Origin of the sequence: Lysinibacillus sp. NPDC086135 (genome assembly GCF_044746345.1) — a bacterium.
Taxonomy (GTDB): Bacteria; Bacillota; Bacilli; order Bacillales_A; family Planococcaceae; genus Lysinibacillus.
Window position 1 is genome coordinate 105299 of record NZ_JBIVCA010000001.1, and the last position, 21214, is coordinate 126512.

19 protein-coding genes and 1 riboswitch are annotated in these 21214 nt (G+C 36.4%); of the genes, 12 read left to right on the forward strand and 7 right to left on the reverse strand.

Annotation, left to right across the window (positions count from 1 at the left end):
* Nucleotides 1-61: 61 nt before the first annotated feature.
* A complete protein-coding gene (locus tag ACIPKN_RS00445) occupies nt 62-1942 on the forward strand; it encodes a sensor domain-containing diguanylate cyclase (RefSeq protein WP_400932403.1) in 1881 nt (626 codons plus the stop codon).
* A 66-nt stretch (nt 1943-2008) separates the two neighbouring features.
* Here ACIPKN_RS00445 and ACIPKN_RS00450 read toward each other — a convergent pair whose 3' ends face one another.
* A complete protein-coding gene (locus ACIPKN_RS00450; RefSeq protein ID WP_400932405.1) occupies nt 2009-2488 on the reverse strand; it encodes a GAF domain-containing protein in 480 nt (159 codons plus the stop codon).
* Between the two features lie 24 nt (nt 2489-2512).
* Nucleotides 2513-3307 (reverse strand): histidinol-phosphatase HisJ, encoded by a 795-nt coding sequence (gene hisJ / locus ACIPKN_RS00455; RefSeq protein WP_400932407.1) that lies wholly within the window; start codon nt 3305-3307, stop codon nt 2513-2515.
* A 190-nt stretch (nt 3308-3497) separates the two neighbouring features.
* Here hisJ and ezrA point away from each other — a divergent pair, with 190 nt between their 5' ends.
* From ezrA to ACIPKN_RS00480, 5 genes are all read left to right on the forward strand, one after another.
* The gene (ezrA, locus tag ACIPKN_RS00460) at nt 3498-5198 is read left to right on the forward strand and encodes a septation ring formation regulator EzrA (protein ID WP_400932409.1); all 1701 of its coding nucleotides are present in this window, start codon (nt 3498-3500) and stop codon (nt 5196-5198) included.
* 216 nt (nt 5199-5414) lie between these two features.
* Nucleotides 5415-5879 carry a GNAT family N-acetyltransferase gene (locus ACIPKN_RS00465; RefSeq protein WP_400932411.1) on the forward strand — a complete coding sequence of 155 codons (465 nt, stop codon included), beginning with the start codon at nt 5415-5417 and terminating at the stop codon, nt 5877-5879.
* Between the two features lie 431 nt (nt 5880-6310).
* On the forward strand, nt 6311-7465 hold the full coding sequence (locus ACIPKN_RS00470; RefSeq protein ID WP_400932413.1) for a cysteine desulfurase family protein: 1155 nt from the start codon (nt 6311-6313) through the stop codon (nt 7463-7465).
* A 2-nt stretch (nt 7466-7467) separates the two neighbouring features.
* Entirely contained in the window at nt 7468-8676 is a 1209-nt protein-coding gene (gene thiI, locus ACIPKN_RS00475) for a tRNA uracil 4-sulfurtransferase ThiI (protein WP_142508777.1), read from the forward strand.
* A gap of 152 nt (nt 8677-8828) precedes the next feature.
* Complete coding sequence (locus ACIPKN_RS00480; RefSeq protein WP_142508778.1) at nt 8829-9044, forward strand: alpha/beta-type small acid-soluble spore protein; 216 nt, start codon at nt 8829-8831, stop codon at nt 9042-9044.
* A 211-nt stretch (nt 9045-9255) separates the two neighbouring features.
* On the opposite strand, the gene thiE is transcribed toward ACIPKN_RS00480, so the two are convergent.
* From thiE to thiM, 3 genes are read right to left on the reverse strand one after another with little or no spacing between them, the layout of a single operon-like run.
* Nucleotides 9256-9888, reverse strand: a complete 633-nt coding sequence (gene thiE / locus ACIPKN_RS00485) for a thiamine phosphate synthase (RefSeq protein WP_400932416.1) — start codon at nt 9886-9888, stop codon at nt 9256-9258.
* A complete protein-coding gene (gene thiD / locus ACIPKN_RS00490; RefSeq protein WP_400933158.1) occupies nt 9878-10702 on the reverse strand; it encodes a bifunctional hydroxymethylpyrimidine kinase/phosphomethylpyrimidine kinase in 825 nt (274 codons plus the stop codon). The genes thiE and thiD overlap by 11 nt, the downstream gene beginning before the upstream one ends.
* Nucleotides 10702-11457: a hydroxyethylthiazole kinase gene (gene thiM, locus ACIPKN_RS00495; protein WP_400932418.1), complete on the reverse strand. Its 756-nt coding sequence runs from the start codon at nt 11455-11457 to the stop codon at nt 10702-10704. Before thiM ends, thiD begins: the two co-directional genes overlap by 1 nt.
* Before the next feature lie 89 nt (nt 11458-11546).
* A riboswitch (TPP riboswitch) is annotated at nt 11547-11645 on the reverse strand.
* A 225-nt stretch (nt 11646-11870) separates the two neighbouring features.
* Here thiM and mbcS point away from each other — a divergent pair.
* The 5 genes from mbcS (at nt 11871) to ACIPKN_RS00520 (ending at nt 17421) form a co-directional block, all read left to right on the forward strand.
* Nucleotides 11871-13460 (forward strand): acyl-CoA synthetase MbcS, encoded by a 1590-nt coding sequence (gene mbcS / locus ACIPKN_RS00500; RefSeq protein ID WP_400932420.1) that lies wholly within the window; start codon nt 11871-11873, stop codon nt 13458-13460.
* 378 nt (nt 13461-13838) lie between these two features.
* Entirely contained in the window at nt 13839-14852 is a 1014-nt protein-coding gene (sppA, locus tag ACIPKN_RS00505) for a signal peptide peptidase SppA (RefSeq protein ID WP_400932422.1), read from the forward strand.
* A gap of 12 nt (nt 14853-14864) precedes the next feature.
* Nucleotides 14865-15482: an RDD family protein gene (locus tag ACIPKN_RS00510; protein WP_400932424.1), complete on the forward strand. Its 618-nt coding sequence runs from the start codon at nt 14865-14867 to the stop codon at nt 15480-15482.
* A 416-nt stretch (nt 15483-15898) separates the two neighbouring features.
* Nucleotides 15899-16402: a thiol peroxidase gene (gene tpx / locus ACIPKN_RS00515; RefSeq protein ID WP_400932426.1), complete on the forward strand. Its 504-nt coding sequence runs from the start codon at nt 15899-15901 to the stop codon at nt 16400-16402.
* Between the two features lie 89 nt (nt 16403-16491).
* Nucleotides 16492-17421: a class I SAM-dependent methyltransferase gene (locus ACIPKN_RS00520; RefSeq protein WP_400932428.1), complete on the forward strand. Its 930-nt coding sequence runs from the start codon at nt 16492-16494 to the stop codon at nt 17419-17421.
* A gap of 445 nt (nt 17422-17866) precedes the next feature.
* Here ACIPKN_RS00520 and ACIPKN_RS00525 read toward each other — a convergent pair whose 3' ends face one another.
* Nucleotides 17867-18316 carry a universal stress protein gene (locus ACIPKN_RS00525; RefSeq protein WP_049667487.1) on the reverse strand — a complete coding sequence of 150 codons (450 nt, stop codon included), beginning with the start codon at nt 18314-18316 and terminating at the stop codon, nt 17867-17869.
* Nucleotides 18317-18696: 380 nt separating this feature from the next.
* Here ACIPKN_RS00525 and ald point away from each other — a divergent pair, with 380 nt between their 5' ends.
* Nucleotides 18697-19812, forward strand: coding sequence for an alanine dehydrogenase (gene ald, locus ACIPKN_RS00530; RefSeq protein WP_400932430.1), 1116 nt, complete (start codon nt 18697-18699; stop codon nt 19810-19812).
* 87 nt (nt 19813-19899) lie between these two features.
* Here ald and ACIPKN_RS00535 read toward each other — a convergent pair whose 3' ends face one another.
* Nucleotides 19900-20988, reverse strand: a complete 1089-nt coding sequence (locus ACIPKN_RS00535; protein WP_400932432.1) for a M24 family metallopeptidase — start codon at nt 20986-20988, stop codon at nt 19900-19902.
* Nucleotides 20989-21214: the final 226 nt, after the last annotated feature.

Below are 21214 nucleotides of genomic sequence, written 5' to 3' on the forward strand. Positions count from 1 at the left end.
ATGTATACTATACTATAAGTTAATAGTATTGATTTGGACGTTATATAGAAAAGGTGATTTCATGACAGACCATTTACAAACGCTAAAATATATAAAATCAGATGTTTTGAGCATTTGGGTGAGTTCTAAGGAACAAGCCGGTTTTAATGAGTATTTTTGCTTATTGGAACAGTGTCTAAAGAAGCGCTTTGGAATTGTAAAAACGGCATTTCTTGGTTTCGAAGGTAATTCTTTAATACCTGTTGAAGAAATGGCTACTTTAACAATTGAAACAAAACTAAATGCTGTGTCATGGTTAATGATTGAAGCTAGCTTTTATCAACAGAAGTTAGTAAAAGTCCCTTATATATTAAAAGAAAAAGAAGCATATAAGATGATGACCGATATGGTGCTTTTCCAAACAGATGGCAAAACTCCAATTGGTGTGCTACTCGTTGAGGCAACCGATGCCTGGACAGACTTTATGGCTTCGGATTATGGGGAAGAGTTTGTTGCAACGCTCACGAAGTTCTTTCAGATAATTAGAGAAAATCTTCAAGTAAAAGTGAATGAAGATCAATATAGAAAATTGTACAATATGACAGATTTATTTCATTCCACTATGGATATTGATTTAATTTTAGAAAATGTCTTGAAAAATATTAAGGATAATTTTCCAGAGTTTAATGTGGAGCTTATACTATCGAATGATCAAGACCGCCATACGACGATCGATATTAAGCTATTTGATTACTTATCTGAAAGACCTGCGACAATTGAGGCTTTTGTCTCAGGAGAGCTGACGACGGAGCTAGCAAGCGATTTGAATTGTCGATTATTAAACGCCCCTATAAAAGGAAGACAAGCTATTTATGGTATTTTACAAGTAAGTGCACCTACAACATATCTTTTTTCAACGACTGAAAAAGATTTTGTACGAATGCTAGCACAAACATCTGGAAATGCGCTAGAAAATGCGAAATTATATCATCAATCACATCGCCTTGTAAGTGATTTACAACTCATCAATGAAACATCGCATCGTTTAAATATGAGGATTGACATAAATGAAATGTTACTTTTCCTTCAAAAACAGTTAATGAAATCTTTTCAACCAAAGGAAGTTTGTTTCGCTTTTAAACATAATGATACCTTTAAAGTGACGGATGCTAGTACAGCCTTATTCAATGCAGAGAAGGGTCAAACATATATAAAACATGTTGAACATCATTTTGAACATACCAACGATCCACTATTTATTGCCGATTTCAGTCGATTAACCCCTAATCAAATTGAATATCATTCAATTATGGCAATCCCGATTTTAATGGAAGAAAAAATTAATGGCTTTAGTATTGTGTTACACAAGGAGCCATATTTCTTTTCATTTGATAGCTTTAAATTAATGCAATCATTAATCCATCACTCTTCTTTAGCAATTGCAAACTCTATACTACGTAATCAACTTCAAGAAATGGTAGATTTGGACCATTTAACAAAACTATATGCAAGAAGTTATTTAGATCAGTATGTAGAAAAATCTCTTAAAAATGATCAATCAGGGATGTTTTTACTTATTGATATTGATAATTTCAAACGTATTAATGATACGTTTGGTCACCAAATTGGTGATAAGATTCTTATGCAAATTGCGGTACAGTTAAAAGAAACGATTGGAGCTCGTGGCATCTGTGCACGCTGGGGTGGAGAAGAAATGTCTGTGTATATCCCAAATATTAATGAGAAAGAAGCAATCGAATTAGCAGCTACAATCGTTGCAAAAATTCCAAATACAACAGATCCTCAGGTGACTATTTCAGCAGGTCTCATAACATGGGACGAACAGTACCATCCAGCGTTTCAGTCTGTTTTCCTCCATGCAGATACAGCGCTATATGAAGCGAAAAACAGTGGCAAAAATCGATTTTGTGTTCATGATCGATCTTATCAAAACAATTTATGAAAATAAAACGTCAGCCTTATGCGCTGAAATGCCCCGAAATGACAATACATCATTTCAGGGTATTTTTTATAAATGGAGAAGTAAGGTATTAACGAATATCTCTAACCCCTCTTGATCTTCTTTTGAAAAGCGGTTTACGATTGGACTGTCGATATCAAGAACACCGATGACCTGTCCTTCATTTATTAAGGGAATAACAATTTCGGATTGGGATGCGGCATCACAGGCAATATGTCCTGGGAAGTCATGTACGTCTTTTACTACTATTGTTTCTGCTTTGCCTACAGCTGTTCCACAAACTCCGCGTCCAATTGGTATTCTGACGCAGGCAGGTAAGCCTTGGAATGGCCCTAATACAAGTTCATCCCCCTGTAAGACATAAAAACCAACCCAGTTAATGTTTGGTAGGAATTGATTTAGTAAAGCAGAGGCGTTGCTTAAATTAGCAATGCGATCGCTTTCTCCCGTAAGTAAGGCATCTAACTGTCTTGCTAATATATTATATTGCTCGGCAATGGGCCCTTCATAATTAATTTGTGTAAACATAATAGCACCTCGTTTGAAAGTTATTTATTTTGGAAATATAACATTATAGTGTTGATGTAAATCAGCAACACTATGAGCATCTGAACCAAAAACCATTGGTAGCCCAATCGATTTACTATAATCGATAAAGGTAAAAGGTGGATAAGGTTCCTGACAATATGTTTTACTTAAACCAGCACTATTTAAATCTAGCTCATAGCCTTCTTCCTTCATTAAATCTAAAACTTCTCGAATCCACGTAGAGTCATCAATTTTCATCTTATGTGCTAATTGAAATTTGTGAATAAGTGAAGGATGTCCAATGCGCTTAGGCTTGTATTGCCCTAAATCTGCTTTAATGGATTGTAGGACGGTATCATAATATAAATTATACACTTGTTCAATAGAGCCCACTTTTTTTGAAAAAGCCATAAAGCTTTCTGGAGAAAAGTCTATGCATTCAAAGATATTTTGCCATTGTAAAAAATGGACTGATAAAATAGAGTCATCTAAAAAGTGTCCATATGTATCAAGAAATTGACGAGTTTCTTGTTCAAAGCCTTGAATATAGTCAACCTCAAGACCGATATGAATGCGAATGTCTTGTGCGTACTCCTCTTGAAGGCGTTGTAAATCTTCAAAATAAGGCATTAAAAATTCTGGATTCATACCACTATCTTGCTGAGGTGTAGGGTCAGTAAAATTCAATGGTAATGGTGCATGTTCTGTAAAAGTGATATCAGTAAAGTTGTGAGAAATTGCTTTTTCAATGTATTGCTTAAATGAATCAGAAGTACCATGTGGACAATAAGGACTATGAACATGGCCGTCACATTTCATAAAATTACCACTCCTTTAGCTTTTGGATCAAACACTTTTATTTGCGCAAATTGTTCGAAATTTAAGTAGGTGTTATTCTTGAAAGGCGTAAATACATAAAAAACACTCAAATTTTAGTACAAAAGGCGATAACATAGTATATAATAAATACAACTAGCCAATTCGTTTATTGTAGAATAGGAGGCTTACGATGGAGTATATCATCATTCCGGTTATCCTACTATTAATTTTAGCAATAGTAGGATTTATGATGCGACGAAAACATACAACAATCATTACTAAACTTGAAAATGAAAAATCACAAATACAAAACAATCCCATAAATGAGGAAATTTCAAAAGTTAAATCTTTGAACATGAACGGTGAAACGGAAGAGATGTTTGAACGATGGCGTAATAGCTGGGATGAAGTCATCGATGTACATATGACAAAAATTGATTCACTTTTATTTGATGCAGAGGATCAAATCAATAGACTTCGTTTTAAGAAAGCAACGTTAATTGAACGTGAGATAGAAGATTACATTCAAAAATGTGAACAAGATAAAGATAAAATTTTAGAAGAACTAAATGAATTAATTGGCAGCGAAGAAAAAAATCGTATTGAAATTGAACAATTAAAAGAATACTATCGCTCTGCACGTAAAACATTGTTAGCTCACCAACATTCATTTGGTGTAGCATTACCGGCTCTGGAGAAAAAGCTGGAGATGTTTGTTCAAAAGTTTGAGGAATTCGATGTACTTACTAGCGAAGGGAATTATTTGCAGGCTCGAGAAATTGTTATTGGATTGAACCAAGAATCACAACAGACATTTGAATATATTAATGATGTCCCAACAATTTTGACTGAATTACAAGTAAAGCTACCAGGAGCGGTACAAGAATTACGTAGTGGACAGCGTGAAATGGAGGAGCAATCCTACTATTTACAGCATTTAGAGCTAACTAAGGGGCTCGATAAATTTGATGAAGAATTTGCAACATTAAAAAATGAATTAGCAGAGCTTAATTTAACCGTTGTTAAACCACGTGTAGCTGAAATAAATGAAGAGATTGATCACTTTTACGATCTACTTGAAAAAGAAGTTATTGCTAAAAATTATGTTGACCAAAATTGTGATCGTTTATTAAGCTCAATTACTAATGTTATAAGTTCAACAAGATTAGTAAGTGATGAAGCAACTTTTGTGCAGCAAAGCTATCGTTTAAATGAAAAAGATGCAGAAATTCCAAAAGCTGGATTAAAGCAATTAGAGGCTTTACAACGTCGCTATGATTTATTAGCGATGCGTGTTAGGGAGGAAAAATCTGCATACTCAAGTTTGCAGGAAGAATTGATTGAAATTAACGAGGAACTTGAACGTATTCATGAGGAGCAAGGTCACTTATCAAATACGATGAAGAAGCTCCGAATTGATGAAAACAAGGCCCGTGCACAAGTAGAAAACTTAAAGAAAACATTACAAGAAACAGATCGTCTATTGAATAAGGCGAATATTCCAGGTATTCCTGAAGAGATGGACGCTCGTCTAGATGAGGCAGCAGAGCATATTTATGTAGTTGTGCAAAGCCTTCAAGAGGTACCACTCAATATGGGAACAGTTCATAACAATTTAAATGCTGCAACACTTTGTGTAGAGGATGTAAAAGCGAAGGCGCATGAATTGATTGAAAATGTAATGCTGATTGAACGTATTATTCAGTATGGTAATCGTCATCGTGCCACAAATCCAAAATTGCATACTTGTTTAAGAGAAGCAGAAAAATCCTTTAATCAATTCCGCTATTCCAAGGCATTAGAAGAGGCTGGAACGGCAGTTGAAGAAATGGAGCCAGGTGCTTTAAAGCGAATTCAAGAACTTGTAGCAGAAGAAACAGTATCAAAATAGTCAAGTATAATAAAGAATTACATCAGCTGTCTAAAAGGTATAGTTAATACTTTTTAGACAGTTTTGTTATAAAGGTGCAAAATTCAATAAACATATGATTTTACGTCTTGGAACGGTTGAGGAAGCTACGCATTCATTTTTAATGAGAAATGGAACGGGAAGCTTGACATGCTGTCTCACTACGATATTGATTAAAAACTATTAGAGGTGTTTCAAATGCATTTATATATTCGGGAAATGAATGAAATTTTTGCGACTGATATTTTAAGTTGGAAATATGAGGAACCATATGATTTTTATAACAATGATCTATGCGATGAAGCTCTAAAAGAAATTCTTGAAAGTCCGTATTATTCAATTGTCAATGATAAAGAAGAGCTAGTTGGTTTTTTCTGTACAGGAACATCAGCACAAGTACCTATAGGACGTGATTATAGTGCGTATTTAGACGAGTACATTGATGTGGGGATAGGGATGAAGCCTGAGCTAACAGGAAAAGGTTATGGTTCAGAATTTTTTTCATTTATTTTAAATCAGCTACAACAAGAAAATCATAGTCCCCTTCGTTTAACAGTAGCTACATTTAATACAAGGGCAATTCACCTGTATGAAAAATTTGGCTTTACAAAAGTCATGGAATTTACAGCTTCAACTGAATTTATAACAATGAAGAAAGATTGAAAATAAGCGTGTTGACTAGGATTTATAGTGGTGAAATTCGCCTTCAATACGGTGTTGAAATATAGTTTAAATATGGTCGCTGAAAGTTGAGGATGGCATTTATTTAAAGCATATGTCATGTATATAAGTTGATTGGAGTGGAGGTTGGGCGACTCCTTGGGGATCAGCGGCTCATCGGACGCCCCCAGCCGGAACGGAAATCAACCTCACGTTATAGTAATAAGCCTAACAATGCAAAACCCAAATTTTTATATTCAGGAAACGCTCATAGTAAATTTTAATATGCCACTCTATAATGGGTGGTTTTGCACATTAAAAGCAAACGAATGAGTGATTAAATTAGGATAATTGTTAAAGTTAGTAGTCAATCGCTGAAGATTGCGTTATGATAAATACCGTTAAATCAACGTTTTGAAAGTGTGTGAATATTAATGAAAGTTAATACAATCTATTTAGACAACAGTGCAACAACAAAACCTTTAAAAGAGGTTATGCAAGCATTTATGGCAGTGAATGAGCAGTATTATGCCAATCCTGCTTCCATTCATGCAATGGGTGTTGAATCAAACGAATTGTTAATGCGTGCACGTGAGCAAGTAGCAGATATTTTGCAGACAGAAGCAAAAAATGTGCTATTTACATCAGGTGGTACTGAATCCAATAACACGGCTATATTTGGTTTAGCAAGTAGCAATACACATAAAGGAAATCATATTTTAACAACCGAAGTTGAACATCCATCTGTTCTTGAATCTGTTAAGCAACTTGAGCAAGAAGGTTTTGATGTGGAATACTTACAAGCCGATAAAAATGGCGTTATTTCTTTAGAGGAGCTTCGTACAAAAGTGCGCAAGGATACCATTTTAGTAAGTATGATGCATGTAAATAATGAAATGGGTGCTATCCAACCAATTTTTGAAGCTGCAAAAATTATTCATGAATCAAGTCGCGCAGCTTTTCACGTGGATGCTGTACAAAGCTTTGGAAAGTTACCAATATTATTTAACGATGAAGATGGACCAGACTGTATTTCAATTTCTGGCCATAAAATTCATGGCTTTAAAGGTTCAGGTGTACTAGCGTTCCGTAAAAAAATGAAATGGCAACCATATGCACTTGGCGGAGGGCAGGAGTTTGGTTTACGTAGTGGAACAGTAGCTGTACCGCAAGCAGTAGCTTTATCCAAAGCAGCCCGAATGGCAGTCGAGACGATGAATAATCGTGCAAAAAAATATCGACAATGGAATGATGAAATATGTACGCAATTACGTGGTTATGGAGATGTAGTGCATATTTTATCAACCCCACAAGGTGCGGCACATATTTTATCTTTTAGTATTCGAGACTTAAAAGGTGAAGTCATTATCAATGCATTGCAAAAACGCAATGTAATTGTGTCAACATCGAGTGCTTGCTCATCGAAACAGACAAAAACAAGCCATGTTGTTGAAGCTTTAAATATTGATGAGCACTTTAAAAAGGGTGTTATTCGTATAAGTTTTGGAGCGCATGTAACAAATGAAGATATAGTAAAGTTTAAACAAGTATTAGATGAAGTATTGATGGAACTTAAAGGAGAATATTAAAAATGATTTGGAAAGAAATTTTAATTCGATATGGAGAGCTTTCTACAAAAGGTCGCAACAAGATGGATTTTATTCGTCGTTTACGCGAGAACATTCGTCATGCGTTTGCGGATTTAGGACATTTACACATTCGCACAGAGCGCGACCGTATGTTTATCGCCATTCAAAATGAAACACAAATGGACGTTCTATTAAAAGGATTACCTAAAATTTTTGGTATCCAATCTTTTAGTCCAGTGGCAGCATGTGAAAAAGACATGGAGGCCATGAAAAAACTTGCCATAACAATTATGGATACATTTAAAAATGAGCAGCTTACTTTTAAAGTAGAAGTAAAGCGTACAGATAAAACATTTCCGTTAGAATCACATGCTATTCAACGTGAAATTGGTGGTTATGTATTACCACAATATCAAAATTTATCAGTAAAGGTGAAACAGCCTGATATCGAGCTTCGTGTAGAGGTACGTCATGATGCAACATATATGATGGCACAAGTTATTCCGGGTGCAGGTGGAATGCCTGTAGGTTCGAATGGTAAATCTTTATTAATGCTTTCTGGTGGAATAGATAGTCCTGTTGCAGGTTATTTAATGATGAAACGTGGAGTGCGCTTAGAAGCGATACACTTCTTTAGTCCACCTTATACAAGCCAAAATTCATTAGAAAAAGTAAAGGTGCTGGCTAATGAATTAACGAAATTTGGCGCTAATATACGTTTACATGTTATTCCTTTCACTGAAATCCAAGTTCTTATTAAAGAAAAAGTACCTTCTAATGTATCGATGACAACAACTCGTCGTATGATGCTAAAAGTTGCTGACAAAGTACGAGAAGAAATTGGTGCATTAGCAATTGTTACAGGTGAGAGTCTTGGACAGGTAGCAAGTCAAACTCTTGAAAGTCTAACAGCTATTAATGCCGTAACGAACACACCGATTTTACGTCCATTAATCTCATCAGATAAATTAGAAATTATCGATATTGCAGAGAAAATAGGCACATACGAAACGTCTATCCAGCCATTTGAAGACTGCTGTACAATTTTTACTCCAGCAAGTCCAAAAACAAAGCCAAAGCTTGAAAAGGTTGAGCATTACGAAAGCTTCTCGGATTTTGATGAGCTAATCGAACGAGCAGTGAAAAACCGTGAAGTCTATATATTCCCGAAAAAAGAGCAAGAAGCCGATAAATTTGCAGATCTTCTATAGAAGAAACTTGCGATTTCATAAGCTAACGAGCCGACTCAGAAGTCTTGAGTCGGCTTTTTTGTTCATTTCCTTCGTAGGCACAATTTACCTATAAAATTTTCGTATTAAAAATCTAATATCGCACATTCTATATTCACAAGGAGGTGAGAGACATGACTTCAACAAATCGCAGTTCAAACAAACTTGCTGTACCTGGTGTAGAGTACGCTCTAGATCAAATGAAATACGAAATTGCACAAGAATTTGGTGTTCAATTAGGAGCTGACGCTTCAGCTCGTGCTAACGGTTCCGTTGGCGGTGAAATCACTAAACGTCTTGTACAAATGGCAGAATCACAATTAAAAGGTATGCCAAACAACAACCTATAATTGCATAATCAGCAATTATTAAAATTAAAACCAGTGACCGTAAAAGGCACTGGTTTTAGTTTGTTTAAATTTTTTATTTTTATCCTGTATTAACGGACTGTATCAAAAGAGAAGCGAGTTGTTCCTATTTCAATTCAATGAGAGCAAAGAAATAGGTGAGGCTAACTGCCCGTAAAAAACCGATTGGTGAAAACTAATAAAAGTTTCACCTTTATCCTACAAATGATTTAAATGTAGAGACTGTATTTGCAATATCCTCACTTTGGCAAATTGCAGAAATAACTGCTATCCCATCAGCACCTGCTTTAAATACCATAGGAGCATTTGAACAGTTTATGCCTCCAATTGCAACGATAGGGAGATCCGGATATTGCATCCGAGCTTGTTGTAAAAAATTAGTTCCACTAGGTGGATTGGCGTCACTTTTAGAAGTGGTTGAAAAAATCGGACCAATTCCTACATAATCAGCACCATATTGTAGAGCAGTTTGTAATTCAGCTTGTGAATGAACAGAAACACCTAAAATCATGTTGCCAATTTTATTACGCACCATCGACACAGGAAAATCCTCTTGCCCAATATGAACACCGTCTGCTCTAAGATTTATAGCCAGCTCGACATCATCGTTGACGATAAACGGAACATGATATTGTTGACAGAGCTTTTGACATTTACGAGCAAAATCTTCATAGGCTTGCCCAGTTAGTGTATTTGGTCCTTTTTCACGATATTGAAACATCGTAATTCCAGATTGCAGAGCTTTCTCTAAAACGTTTAATGGCTCGTGTTTGAAAACATTACTTGTACCCATTATAAAATATAGCTGTAGATCGTCATGTTTCATGAATGATCACCTCGCAGGAATTCTTCAAGTTTTGATAAGCAAAATGATTGGTAGGACCATGTCCATTACCAATAGATAAATCATGAGTTATTGCTAATTGAATAAATTTTTTAGCTTCCTCAATCGCATCTTCTAAAGTTAGTCCACGACCAAGAAAAGCAGTTAATGCAGCGGAAAACGTACAGCCTGTACCATGCGTATTTTTGGTTGCAATACGAGTGGACTGCATGGAAAATGACCGACCATCTTGGAAAAATACATAATCAGTAGCATAACATTTATCCTCTAAATGACCGCCTTTAATAATGACGCATTGAATGCCCATTTGTAATAAGACCTTAGCTGCTTCTTTAATATCTGTTAAAGAATTGATTTTCCTTCCAGAAAGGGTTTCTGCCTCTGGAATGTTCGGTGTTACCACTGTTGCTATAGGTAGCAAACAACTGCGTAATGCCTCAATTGCTTCTTGCTGTAATAAGCTTTCGCCACCTTTTGCAATCATGACAGGATCTACTATAAGCGGACTATTTATTTCAGTTAAAATCCGTGCAATTGATTGAATAATTTCCGAGGAAAACAGCATTCCGGTTTTAATAGCACTTATTGAAAAATCCTCGACAAGCGCTTGGAGTTGTTTTTCGACAAAACTAACTTCAATTGGTAAGACATCCGATACCCCGAGTGTATTCTGGGCGGTTAAAGCTGTAATAACAGACGTTCCAAACACCTTTAATTCCTGGAATGTTTTTAAATCAGCCTGTATCCCTGCACCGCCACCACTATCAGAGCCAGCAATTGTCGTTACAATATGCATCATTGTTCACCACCCTTGGAGAGGCGGTGTAGTTCGTTCAATACTGCAATTTGAAAATCGCCAATATATGGGGTAGAAGAAGCAGCTTGCTCTGCCACTTTTTTATAAAGCGATAATGTTTCTATTAATTGGTCAAATGGCTTATTTCCTACGAGGTAGGAAGCACAACAAATGGCACTCAATAAGCAACCTGTTCCAGTGACTTCTGTCATTTGTGAATTTCCACCTGTAACCCATTGCTGATGTTCGCCATCAGTAATAAAATCCTTTTCACCGGTCACAATAACAATACAATTGTAAAGTTGAGCTACTTTTTGTGCCTCAACTTCTAAAGAAATTGAACCACTACCACTATCTACGCCTTTTTGTTGCCATTCTACATCGGCTATTGCTGCAAGCTCTCCGACATTACAACGAATAGCAGCAAAATTTATTTCCTTGAGTAATTGTTGTACCGTTTGTTTCCGGTAAGTTGTTGCACCTGCAGCAACAGGATCTAAAACAACGGGAATGCCAAGAGCATTTGCTGTTTTTCCTGCAAGTAACATTGATTCTTTCATTCGCTCATTAAGGGTACCGATATTTATTAATAAGCCTGAGGCAATTGCGACCATTTCTTCAACTTCATGACTGTCATCTGCCATAACTGGTGAAGCGCCTATAGCTAATAAGCCATTTGCTTGGAAATTAGCTACAACATAATTAGTGATGCAATGAATTAGTGGATTTTGTTTACGGATAGTATGAAATAACATTTTTAGTCCTCCTTGTTGGATGGACGTAAGCGTGCAAAAAAGGCTCTTTTTCGTGTAGAAAAAAACACGTAAAAGAGCCTTTCATCAGTAAATAGATGTGAATTGCTCCCTACGTCAGTATTAACTAACAGGTTCAAAGGGTCAGGTTTTACCTTCTCAACTCTAAATGAGTCCCCCTGCAATCATGCTTTTAGTTGACCAAAATGTACCATATTATTCATTCGTGTTCAATAGTTTTTTTCTTCATTGCGAAAACGGCACTAATGCTAAGTCGAAATGGATAGTACCAATACGTGACTGATGCCATATAGCAGAGCATGATAGTTGTCACGACTTTAATGAATTGGAGTGAATTCCATTGAAAATGATAAAAATTGAGTTTTATAATGAGCGTACAAAAGGGGGCATTTGCCATGAAAAGAGAAGATTTAATCGCACCAGAATGGTATAACATTTCAGATGAAATTGAAAAATATGCACAGGATTCTACTAAAAATGCATTATTAGTTTATAACGAAGATGAGGAAATTCAATATTTAACATATCGAGCTTTACTTGAAAAGGCAAATCAGGCAGCACATGTATTTACATCTCAAGGTTTAAAAAAAGGTGATGTTATTTTGGTCATGGTGCCAAGATCAGTTGAAGCGTATATCGTTTATATTGCTGCCTTAAAGGCAGGCTTAACCATTATACCTAGCTCAGAAATGCTAAGAACTAAGGATATTGAATATCGAATCAATCATGCCGATGCAAAAGGCGTTGTTGCATTTGAACCTTATATTGAACAATTCGATAATGTGGGAAATTTACAAGAAATACAGCAGTTTGTCATTGGTCATGCACATGAACCTTGGCAGCCATTGCTTGAAAAAATGCAACATCAACCGACGACTTACATAAGTTCTACACCGACTAAGAGTACAGACATTGCATTTTTAGCTTATACGAGTGGTACAACAGGCAATCCAAAGGCAGCGGTTCATACACATAGCTGGGGTTATGCGCACTTGCGAACTACTGCTCCAAATTGGTTAGGTGTACAAGAAGGTGACATTGTTTGGGCTACCGCAGCACCAGGTTGGCAAAAATGGATATGGAGTCCGTTTCTTGCTACTTTAGGAAGTGGTGCGACAGCATTTGTTTACAAAGGTCACTTCGATGCGGCAACATACCTTTCATTGCTTGAGAAATTCAATATTAATATTCTGTGTTGCACACCGACCGAATACAGATTTATGGCAGGTCTTGAAAATTTGCAAGACTTTAATTTAAGTACGATACGTCAGGCTGTGTCAGCCGGTGAACCTTTAAATAGTGAAGTGATAAAAGTATTTTCCGAGGTCTTTAATGTACAAGTACGAGATGGTTATGGACAAACAGAGAATACATTACTTGTTGGAACAATGGTAGGGATGGAGGCTAGAATGGGCTCAATGGGTAGACCTACTCCAGGTAATATGGTTGAAATTATTAATGATTTTGGAAATCCTACTGTAATTGGAGAAGTAGGAGATATTGCTGTGCACTGTGAATCACCCGCGTTATTTAAGAAATATTTAAACGATCCCGAACGTACAAATTTACAATTTAGGGGCGAATGGTATATTACAGGAGATCGTGCATATAAAGATGAAGATGGCTATTTTTGGTTTGAAGGACGTGGAGATGATGTCATTATTTCGTCTGGGTATACGATAGGTCCATTTGAGGTAGAAGATGCGTTATTGAAGCATCCAGCAGTAAAAGAAACGGCCGTAGTCGCGAGTCCGGATGAAATTCGTGGAAATCTCGTGAAGGCATTTGTTGTGCTCTCTGATGGAGTAGTTGGTGATGAAACGCTAATAAAAAAACTACAAAGCCATGTAAAAACTTTAACTGCCCCTTATAAATATCCTCGTGCTATTGAGTTTGTTACTGAGCTACCAAAGACTGCATCAGGCAAAATTCGGCGTGTCGAATTACGTGAGCAAGAAAAAATCCAATATAGTAATCATCGTTGATTTCCTAGGAAATAATGTCGAAAATCAAAGTTCCTGCTTTTTTTATGAACTTTGATTTTTTTTTTATAGTAGATAATGTAGTATAGGTTGAATAAGTTAGATTGGTTAAAGCTTTTGCATAGTATTTGTCAGTTACCAAAATTTGGAAATGTAATTTGTTAAAATGTGTAATTTGTTTCTAAGTGGATTGGAAACGTCATAGATTTAGACCTGAGTAAGCCGAGTAGAGGAGACAAAGGTTAAAAGTATCATATTCTGTGATAACGATGCACTTTCGCAAGAGATCAACCCCATGTTATGGTGCTAAGCATATTATTGCAATAAGTATGAAACAAATTTGGATATCAATCGTATAACGTTATGAGGAGGCGGAAAGATATGAATGGTAAAAGGTGGACCGCTTTAATAATTGCAGGTGTACTATTAGTGTTTTCATTAGGGATCAACACAATTTTTGCAATTTTTAAATCGAATTTCTTTAGTAATTTTGATAGCTTGGTGGAGGGAAACGATTTATCTGTGATGGAAGAAGTTAAAGAAAGTGGCGAAATGGATAAACGTATTGCATACTTAAAGGTTGATGGTACGATTCAAGATGTTGGCTCAAGTTCGTTTTGGGAACCAGTTTCTTATGATCATCAATTTTTCTTAGATCAATTAGAAAATATTTTAAGTGATAAGACTGTGGAAGGTATCGTCTTAAGTGTTAATTCGCCAGGTGGCGGAGTAAAGGAATCAGCTGAAATCTATAAAAAACTCATGGAAATTAAAGAAGAGAGACAAATTCCAATCTATGTAACTATGGATTCGATGGCAGCTTCAGGTGGTTATTATATTTCAGCCCCTGCAGATAAAATATTTGCGCAACGTGATACAATTACAGGTTCGATTGGTGTCATTATGCAATCTATTAATTATCAGGCGTTAGCAGAAAAAGTTGGTATTAAATATGAAACGTTTAAATCTGGTGAACATAAAGATATGCTTAGCCCAATGCGTGAAGTGACACCGGAAGAGCGTGCTATGATGCAAGACATGATTAATGAAACTTATCAGGAATTCGTTCATATTGTGGCAAAAGGTCGTAATATGTCTGAAGCTAATGTGAAAAAAGTTGCCGATGGTCGAATTCTTAGTGGTAAGAAGGCTCTTGAAGCGGGCTTAGTAGATGAGATTGGCGATGAGGAAGCAGCAATTATTGCAATGCGTAAAGACTTTAGTTTAGAGGACGCAGAATTATTTGAGTATTCATATGAGACGGGTGGTTGGCCATCATATGTTGGGATGAAGATTGGATCAATGTTTGGCCCTTCAGCAGAGGAAAAAATGTTGATGAAAATTATGGCAGATTATAAAGCACCAAAAATGATGTACTTATATGGCGAAAACTAAGGAGGGAGTACAATGACAAACAATGATATTGTTATGCAAGGTTCACCCTCTATGGAGAATACGTTCCTAATAGATAAACCAACTACGAATAAAAATTATGCGTTAAAAACGGCAGGCTTTTGGATACGTTTTTGGGCATTTTTATTAGATGGATTCGTTATTACAGCTATAGTTGGAATTCTCGTTAACCCAATTTTTTATTTAATGGATTGGTCATTATCTGAGTCTGTATGGTATGCACCGATTTCGATTATATCCGCTATTCTTTATTACAGTTATTTCGTATTAATGACGAAGTTTTTTGGGCAAACATTAGGGAAAATGATATTTGGATTACGTGTTATGTCATTAAAGCATGATAAGCTTACTTGGTCAGATGTGTTATTCCGTGATTGGATAGGGCGTATCATCAACAGCATTTTCATGCCACTTTATATTCTTGTAGGCATTTTACCAAACAATCAAGGTTTACATGATTTTTTCGCGGATACAACAGTCGTTCATGAAAAAGTTTATATTGAAAAAGATATTGTACAATCATCTTTGCCAATCAAAGAGCAAAAGACTGAATCTGTACCTCTAGAGGAAAAACCAGAACCTGAAAAGCTGGAAAAACATAACGAAGAATAATGGCTTGAGCTGTCTCATTACGGTGAGACAGCTTTTATTTTTGTGAGGATAGAGGTGATTAATGGTTAGTTCATTGGAGAAAAGCCCCGAAAGTTGGGATGACATTTTATTATAACGTATACAATGAATAAAATTGATCTTCGTTCCGGCGGGGTGACTCATTGGGGATTAGTAATAGAGGAACGAAGACTAAATGTATCACGTTCTGTGATAACGCCTTCGAAAAGTGCTTAGTCAGAACGAATATCAACCCTATATTATGGTGGTGAGCTTGGAAAATGGTGCAATCATAAGCAAGTATGGTAGAACAGGTTCGAAAAAATTCTTTCAAAACTATTTTGATGAGCTGTCTTAGTTGCAATTAATTCCCTCCATTTAGTAATATTATGTACATATGAAGATTAGGAGGCGTTTATATGGCACAAGTAACATTTAAAAATGGCCCAGTAACACTTGTAGGTAACGAAGTAAAAGTTGGAGACAAAGCACCAGACTTTACTGTATTAGCGAATGATCTATCACCTGTTACATTAAAAGATTCAGAGGGGAAAATTCGTTTATTTAGCGTTGTACCATCATTAGATACTGGTGTTTGTGATGCACAAACACGTCGTTTTAATGAAGAAGCAGCAAATTTAGGTGACAATGTAGTTATTTATACGGTATCTGTTGACCTTCCATTTGCTCAAAAACGTTGGTGTGGTGCAACGGGCATTGATGCTGTTCAAACAGTTTCAGATCATCGTGATCTTTCATTTGGTGAAGCATACGGTGTCTACATCCAGGAATTACGCCTTCTAACGCGTGCGGTGTTTGTTGTGGATGCAAATGACAAAGTGACATATGTGGAATATGTTCCTGAAGCAACAAACCATCCAAACTATGAAGCGGCAATTGCAGCTGTCAAAGCACTAGCATAATTTATTGATATTAGGCTAAGATATTACTAGACAAAGGGGCTGTGACAAGTTTTTGTCACGGCTCTTTTCTGCTTGAAAGGAAGTTGTGTATGGAAAATATCGAAAAGTTATTTGGTATGCTAAATGAACATGCTGAAAAGATAGAAAAAGAACATAATGTTACATTGCTAGAGGGGATTTTAGATGGTTTAGAGGCATGGTTAGATGGGGAAGTTAATTTTTCACAAGACGGTGCTACAAAGGAAGATGTGCGCAAAGCAATTCAAATTGCTGTTTTAAAGGGAATGCGAAAAGGTTCTCAGCCGAATCACCAAATGACACCTGATACTCTTGGATTATTAGTTGGTTATTTTGTGGAGCAACTATTTGCAGAGCGTCTAGAAACAGAAAAAATATCTATTTTAGATCCAGCAGTAGGTACAGGGAATTTACTATTAACAGTTATGAATTTATTAGACGGAAAAACAGAAGCTACAGGTGTAGAAGTTGATGAGCTACTTATTCGTATAGCTGCTGCTACAGCTGATTTGACAGAGCAACCCGTTTCCCTATTCCGTCAAGATACTTTACAAGATTTATTAGTAAATCCTGCAGATGCTGTTGTTTGTGATTTACCGGTCGGGTATTATCCGAATGAAGAAGTCGCATTAGATTATGAACTATGTGCTTCAGAAGGAATGAGTTATGCACATCACTTATTTATTGAGCAGTCCATTAATTACACAAAGGATGGTGGCTACTTATTTTTCTTAGCACCAACCCATCTCTTCGAGTCTGAGCAGTCGAAACAACTGCATAAATACATTCAAAAGCATGCTTGGATTCAAGCGATTATTCAATTACCAGATACAATGTTCGCCAATAAAGCACTTGAAAAGAGCATTGTCATTTTGCAAAAGCAAGGTAAGGAATTCAATGCTCCAAAAGAAGTACTATTAGCAAAAGTACCAAACATGCAAAATAAACAAGCTCTTGCTATGTTCTTCGAAAAAGTGAAGATGTGGCAAGAAGGGAAATAAGTATAAAAGGTATCCAAAATAGGATACCTTTTAGTTTGCGCTAAAAGAATAAGTATAAAATAGCTTTTACTTCGAGTCGTCGCAAAAACGAGAGGGGTGATTTTCGTTCCTCTATCGCTGATCCCCAAGGAGTCGCCCAGTCTTCACTCCAATCAACCAATGCACTAGCGTGTCACTTAATGATATAACGAAGCTTCAGCGAAGTGTAGAAAAACCCCGCTTAGCACTTTGGAAGGAGCGTCTTAACTTTCCCGTTTTTCTCTATGATGAGTCATTACCTAATAAATAATCAAATCTTTTAATGTTATAGCTTCCGATGTCAATTCACTGCATGGTGTAGAACAATTGCCTTATTTAATAGGACACATTAATCTTAAAGTCATAAAGGTTTTTCAACAATAAGAAAAAGGTACCCAAAATTGGATACCTTTTATGTAAGACAAAATTAATTTTCAGGTGTACGGATTACAAGTACGTCACATTTAGCTGAGCGTACAATTGCTTCAGATACTGAACCGATTAGGAAGCGTTCTACTGCATTTAGACCAGTTGCACCACAGATGATTAAGTCTGCGTCTACAATTTTAGAAAGCTCTTTTGTAATGATATTTTTTGGTGAGCCGTATTCAATTACAAGGTTAACATTTGTTAAGCCTTCTTCTTCAGCTTGTTTTTTGTAACCATTTAATAGCTCTTCAGAGAATGCTTGAGCACGCTCAGCAATTGAACGATCATATGCTTCGATTGCAGCGAATGAACGTGTGTCAATAACATTTACTAAATTTAATACAGCACCTTCGTTACGTTTTGCTACATCAATCGATTTACGGAAAGCGTATTCAGCTTCCTTAGAACCGTCTACTGCAACTACAATGCTTTTATATTTATTAGCCATTTGAATTACCTCCCTGATTTGTATATGTTGATTATACCAAATGATTTTCTAAAGGAAATACTTTCCGGAAGAAAAAATGTGAAGAAGTGAAGGCATTTACATGCACAAAAAAATAAAAATTACTATCAAAAAGCAATTTTTTTGTTACTTACGAGGCATTCTCCAGAAAATCGCTTATCGACGAGAATAACTAATTACCAATATATTAATTGGAATGTTTACTGTTGTTAGAATATTAGGAATTTTATCTATTATTATTTTAATTAAAGCATTTTTTGTTTATGTTTGGTAATATGGAAGTGCAAGGGGTGCATCAATACATCGAAGAGTATGTAACAAAAATGTGCTTATTTTTTAGGTAATGGAAGGGGACAGGGAAGATGAAGATTGGTATTCCAAAAGAGATTAAAAACAATGAAAACCGTGTAGCTATGACACCAGCAGGGGTTGTTACATTAACGAATGCAGGCCATGAAGTGTACATTGAATCTGGAGCAGGTTTAGGCTCAAGCTTTACAGATACAGACTACGTTGCTGCAGGAGCTCATATTGTTGAGACAGCAAAAGAAGCATGGGCACAAGAAATGATTATGAAAGTAAAGGAACCCGTAGCATCAGAATACGATTACTTCTATGAAGGTCAAATCTTATTTACTTATTTACATTTAGCGCCAGAGCTTGAATTAACGCAGGCACTTTTAAATAAAAAAGTTGTAGGCATTGCTTATGAAACAGTCCAATTAGCAAATGGTTCCTTACCACTTTTAACACCAATGAGTGAAGTTGCTGGTAAAATGGCAACGCAAATTGGTGCACAATTCTTAGAGAAAAATCATGAAGGTAAAGGTATTTTACTAGGCGGCGTATCGGGTGTACCACGCGGTAAAGTTACAGTAATCGGTGGCGGTATAGCTGGAACAAATGCGGCGAAAATAGCTGTAGGAATGGGTGCTGATGTAACGGTTATTGATTTAAGCCCAGAGCGTTTACGTCAATTAGAAGATTTATTTGGCCGTGATGTTCAAACATTAATGTCGAATCCTTATAATATTGCAGAATCAGTGAAAAACTCAGATTTAGTAGTTGGGGCAGTTTTAATTCCTGGAGCTAAAGCACCAAAGCTTGTTTCTGAGGAAATGATTCAGTCAATGCAACCGGGTTCAGTAGTAGTCGATATTGCTATTGACCAAGGCGGAATTTTTGAGTCATCTGATCGAGTGACGACACATGATGATCCAACGTATGTAAAACACGGAGTTGTGCATTATGCAGTAGCAAATATGCCAGGAGCTGTACCACGTACATCAACAATTGCTTTAACAAATAATACAATTCCTTATGCGCTACAAATTGCGAATAAAGGTTACAGACAAGCGTGTGTTGAAAATGCTGCACTGAAACTAGGTGTTAATACTATAGATGGACATCTTGTTTACAAGGCTGTTGCAGATTCTCAAGGTTTGCCATATGTAAATGTTGATGAATTAATTCAATAAGTAACATAACAAAAGGAAGCACCATGTTTAATTATGAGTGCTTCCTTTTGTGTTGCATGTTGGTTGCTTCCTTTTCCTTAAATAAACTTACAGTACAATCAAATCTTTCGGGAATTTTGTAAGTATTTCTACGCCATCTTTTGTTACTACCACATCATCTTCAATGCGGACACCAGTCACATCGGATTTATAGATACCTGGTTCAATTGTGAAGACCATGCCTTCTTCCATAGTCATTTCATTAGCGCCTGTAACAGAAGGGAATTCATGTACAGAAATGCCGAGTCCATGACCAAGTCGATGTGTGAAATATTCGCCATAGCCTGCGTCAGTAATAGTATCACGAGCGATTTTATCTAAATCCATTGCGCGAACACCTGGTTTTACAGTTGCGATTGCATTTGTGTTAGCAGCTAGTACTGTGTTGTAGATTTCCTTTTGTGCCTCACTAGGTTCACCAAAGGCAACCGTACGTGTAATGTCAGAACAATAACCGTCGTAAATTACGCCAAGGTCGAATAATATCATATCGCCTTTTTCTATTTTTCGAGCACCTGGTTTACCGTGTGGAGAGGCTGTTTTTGGACCGCTCAATACCATTGTTTCAAAGGACATCTTGCAGCCTTTATCCTGAATAGCGCTTTCTATCGCAGTTAAGATTTCCATTTCTGTTTTGCCTTCAGCAATTTCTTTACAGCCGATTTCAATAGCATAGTCAGCTAGTTCTGCAGCTTTACGTAATTTTTCTAATTCAATTTCATCTTTAATTACTCGCATAGCATTGATTTTTTCGTCGAGACGAACAAAACTAGCCTGCGGAAATGATTGTTGTAGGGCTTCTAAACGCTCTACGATGAGCTGAGCTTTTTCAATAGCAAATGTTTGTGGGTTAACATTACGAGCTTTAATAGCTTGGGCAAGAACTTCCATTGAATTTTCAGTATCTTGATGACCGATGACCTCATAAGGCCAACCTGCATCCTTCGCATCTGGGATTTCCATTTTGGGGCAAATCAAAAAAGGTTCTGCCTCTTTAAAAATCATCACGCCAAGTAATCTCTCGTGCGGATTACTTTTAAAGCCTGAAACGTAAAAAACATTATCAGGTGTCGTTACGAAAGCGGCATCAATTTGGTTTTGTTGTAAATAGTTTTGAATTTCTTCAACCTTTAACATACACAGTTCCTCCTCTTATTGCATTGAAAAAAACTTCAAGTGCTTAGCTAAATTTATAGCCTCCCCGGCATGGGGCTTCAACGAAATGAATAATTGTTTCCTACAAGGTATACCTGTTAGGAAAGTATCTATTATTCTCTGTACTAGCATATCAAAAAAAGGGAAAAATCGCATGGATAGCGAATAAAAATGATGTGGCACAATATGTACTGCTGGGAGGAAACTT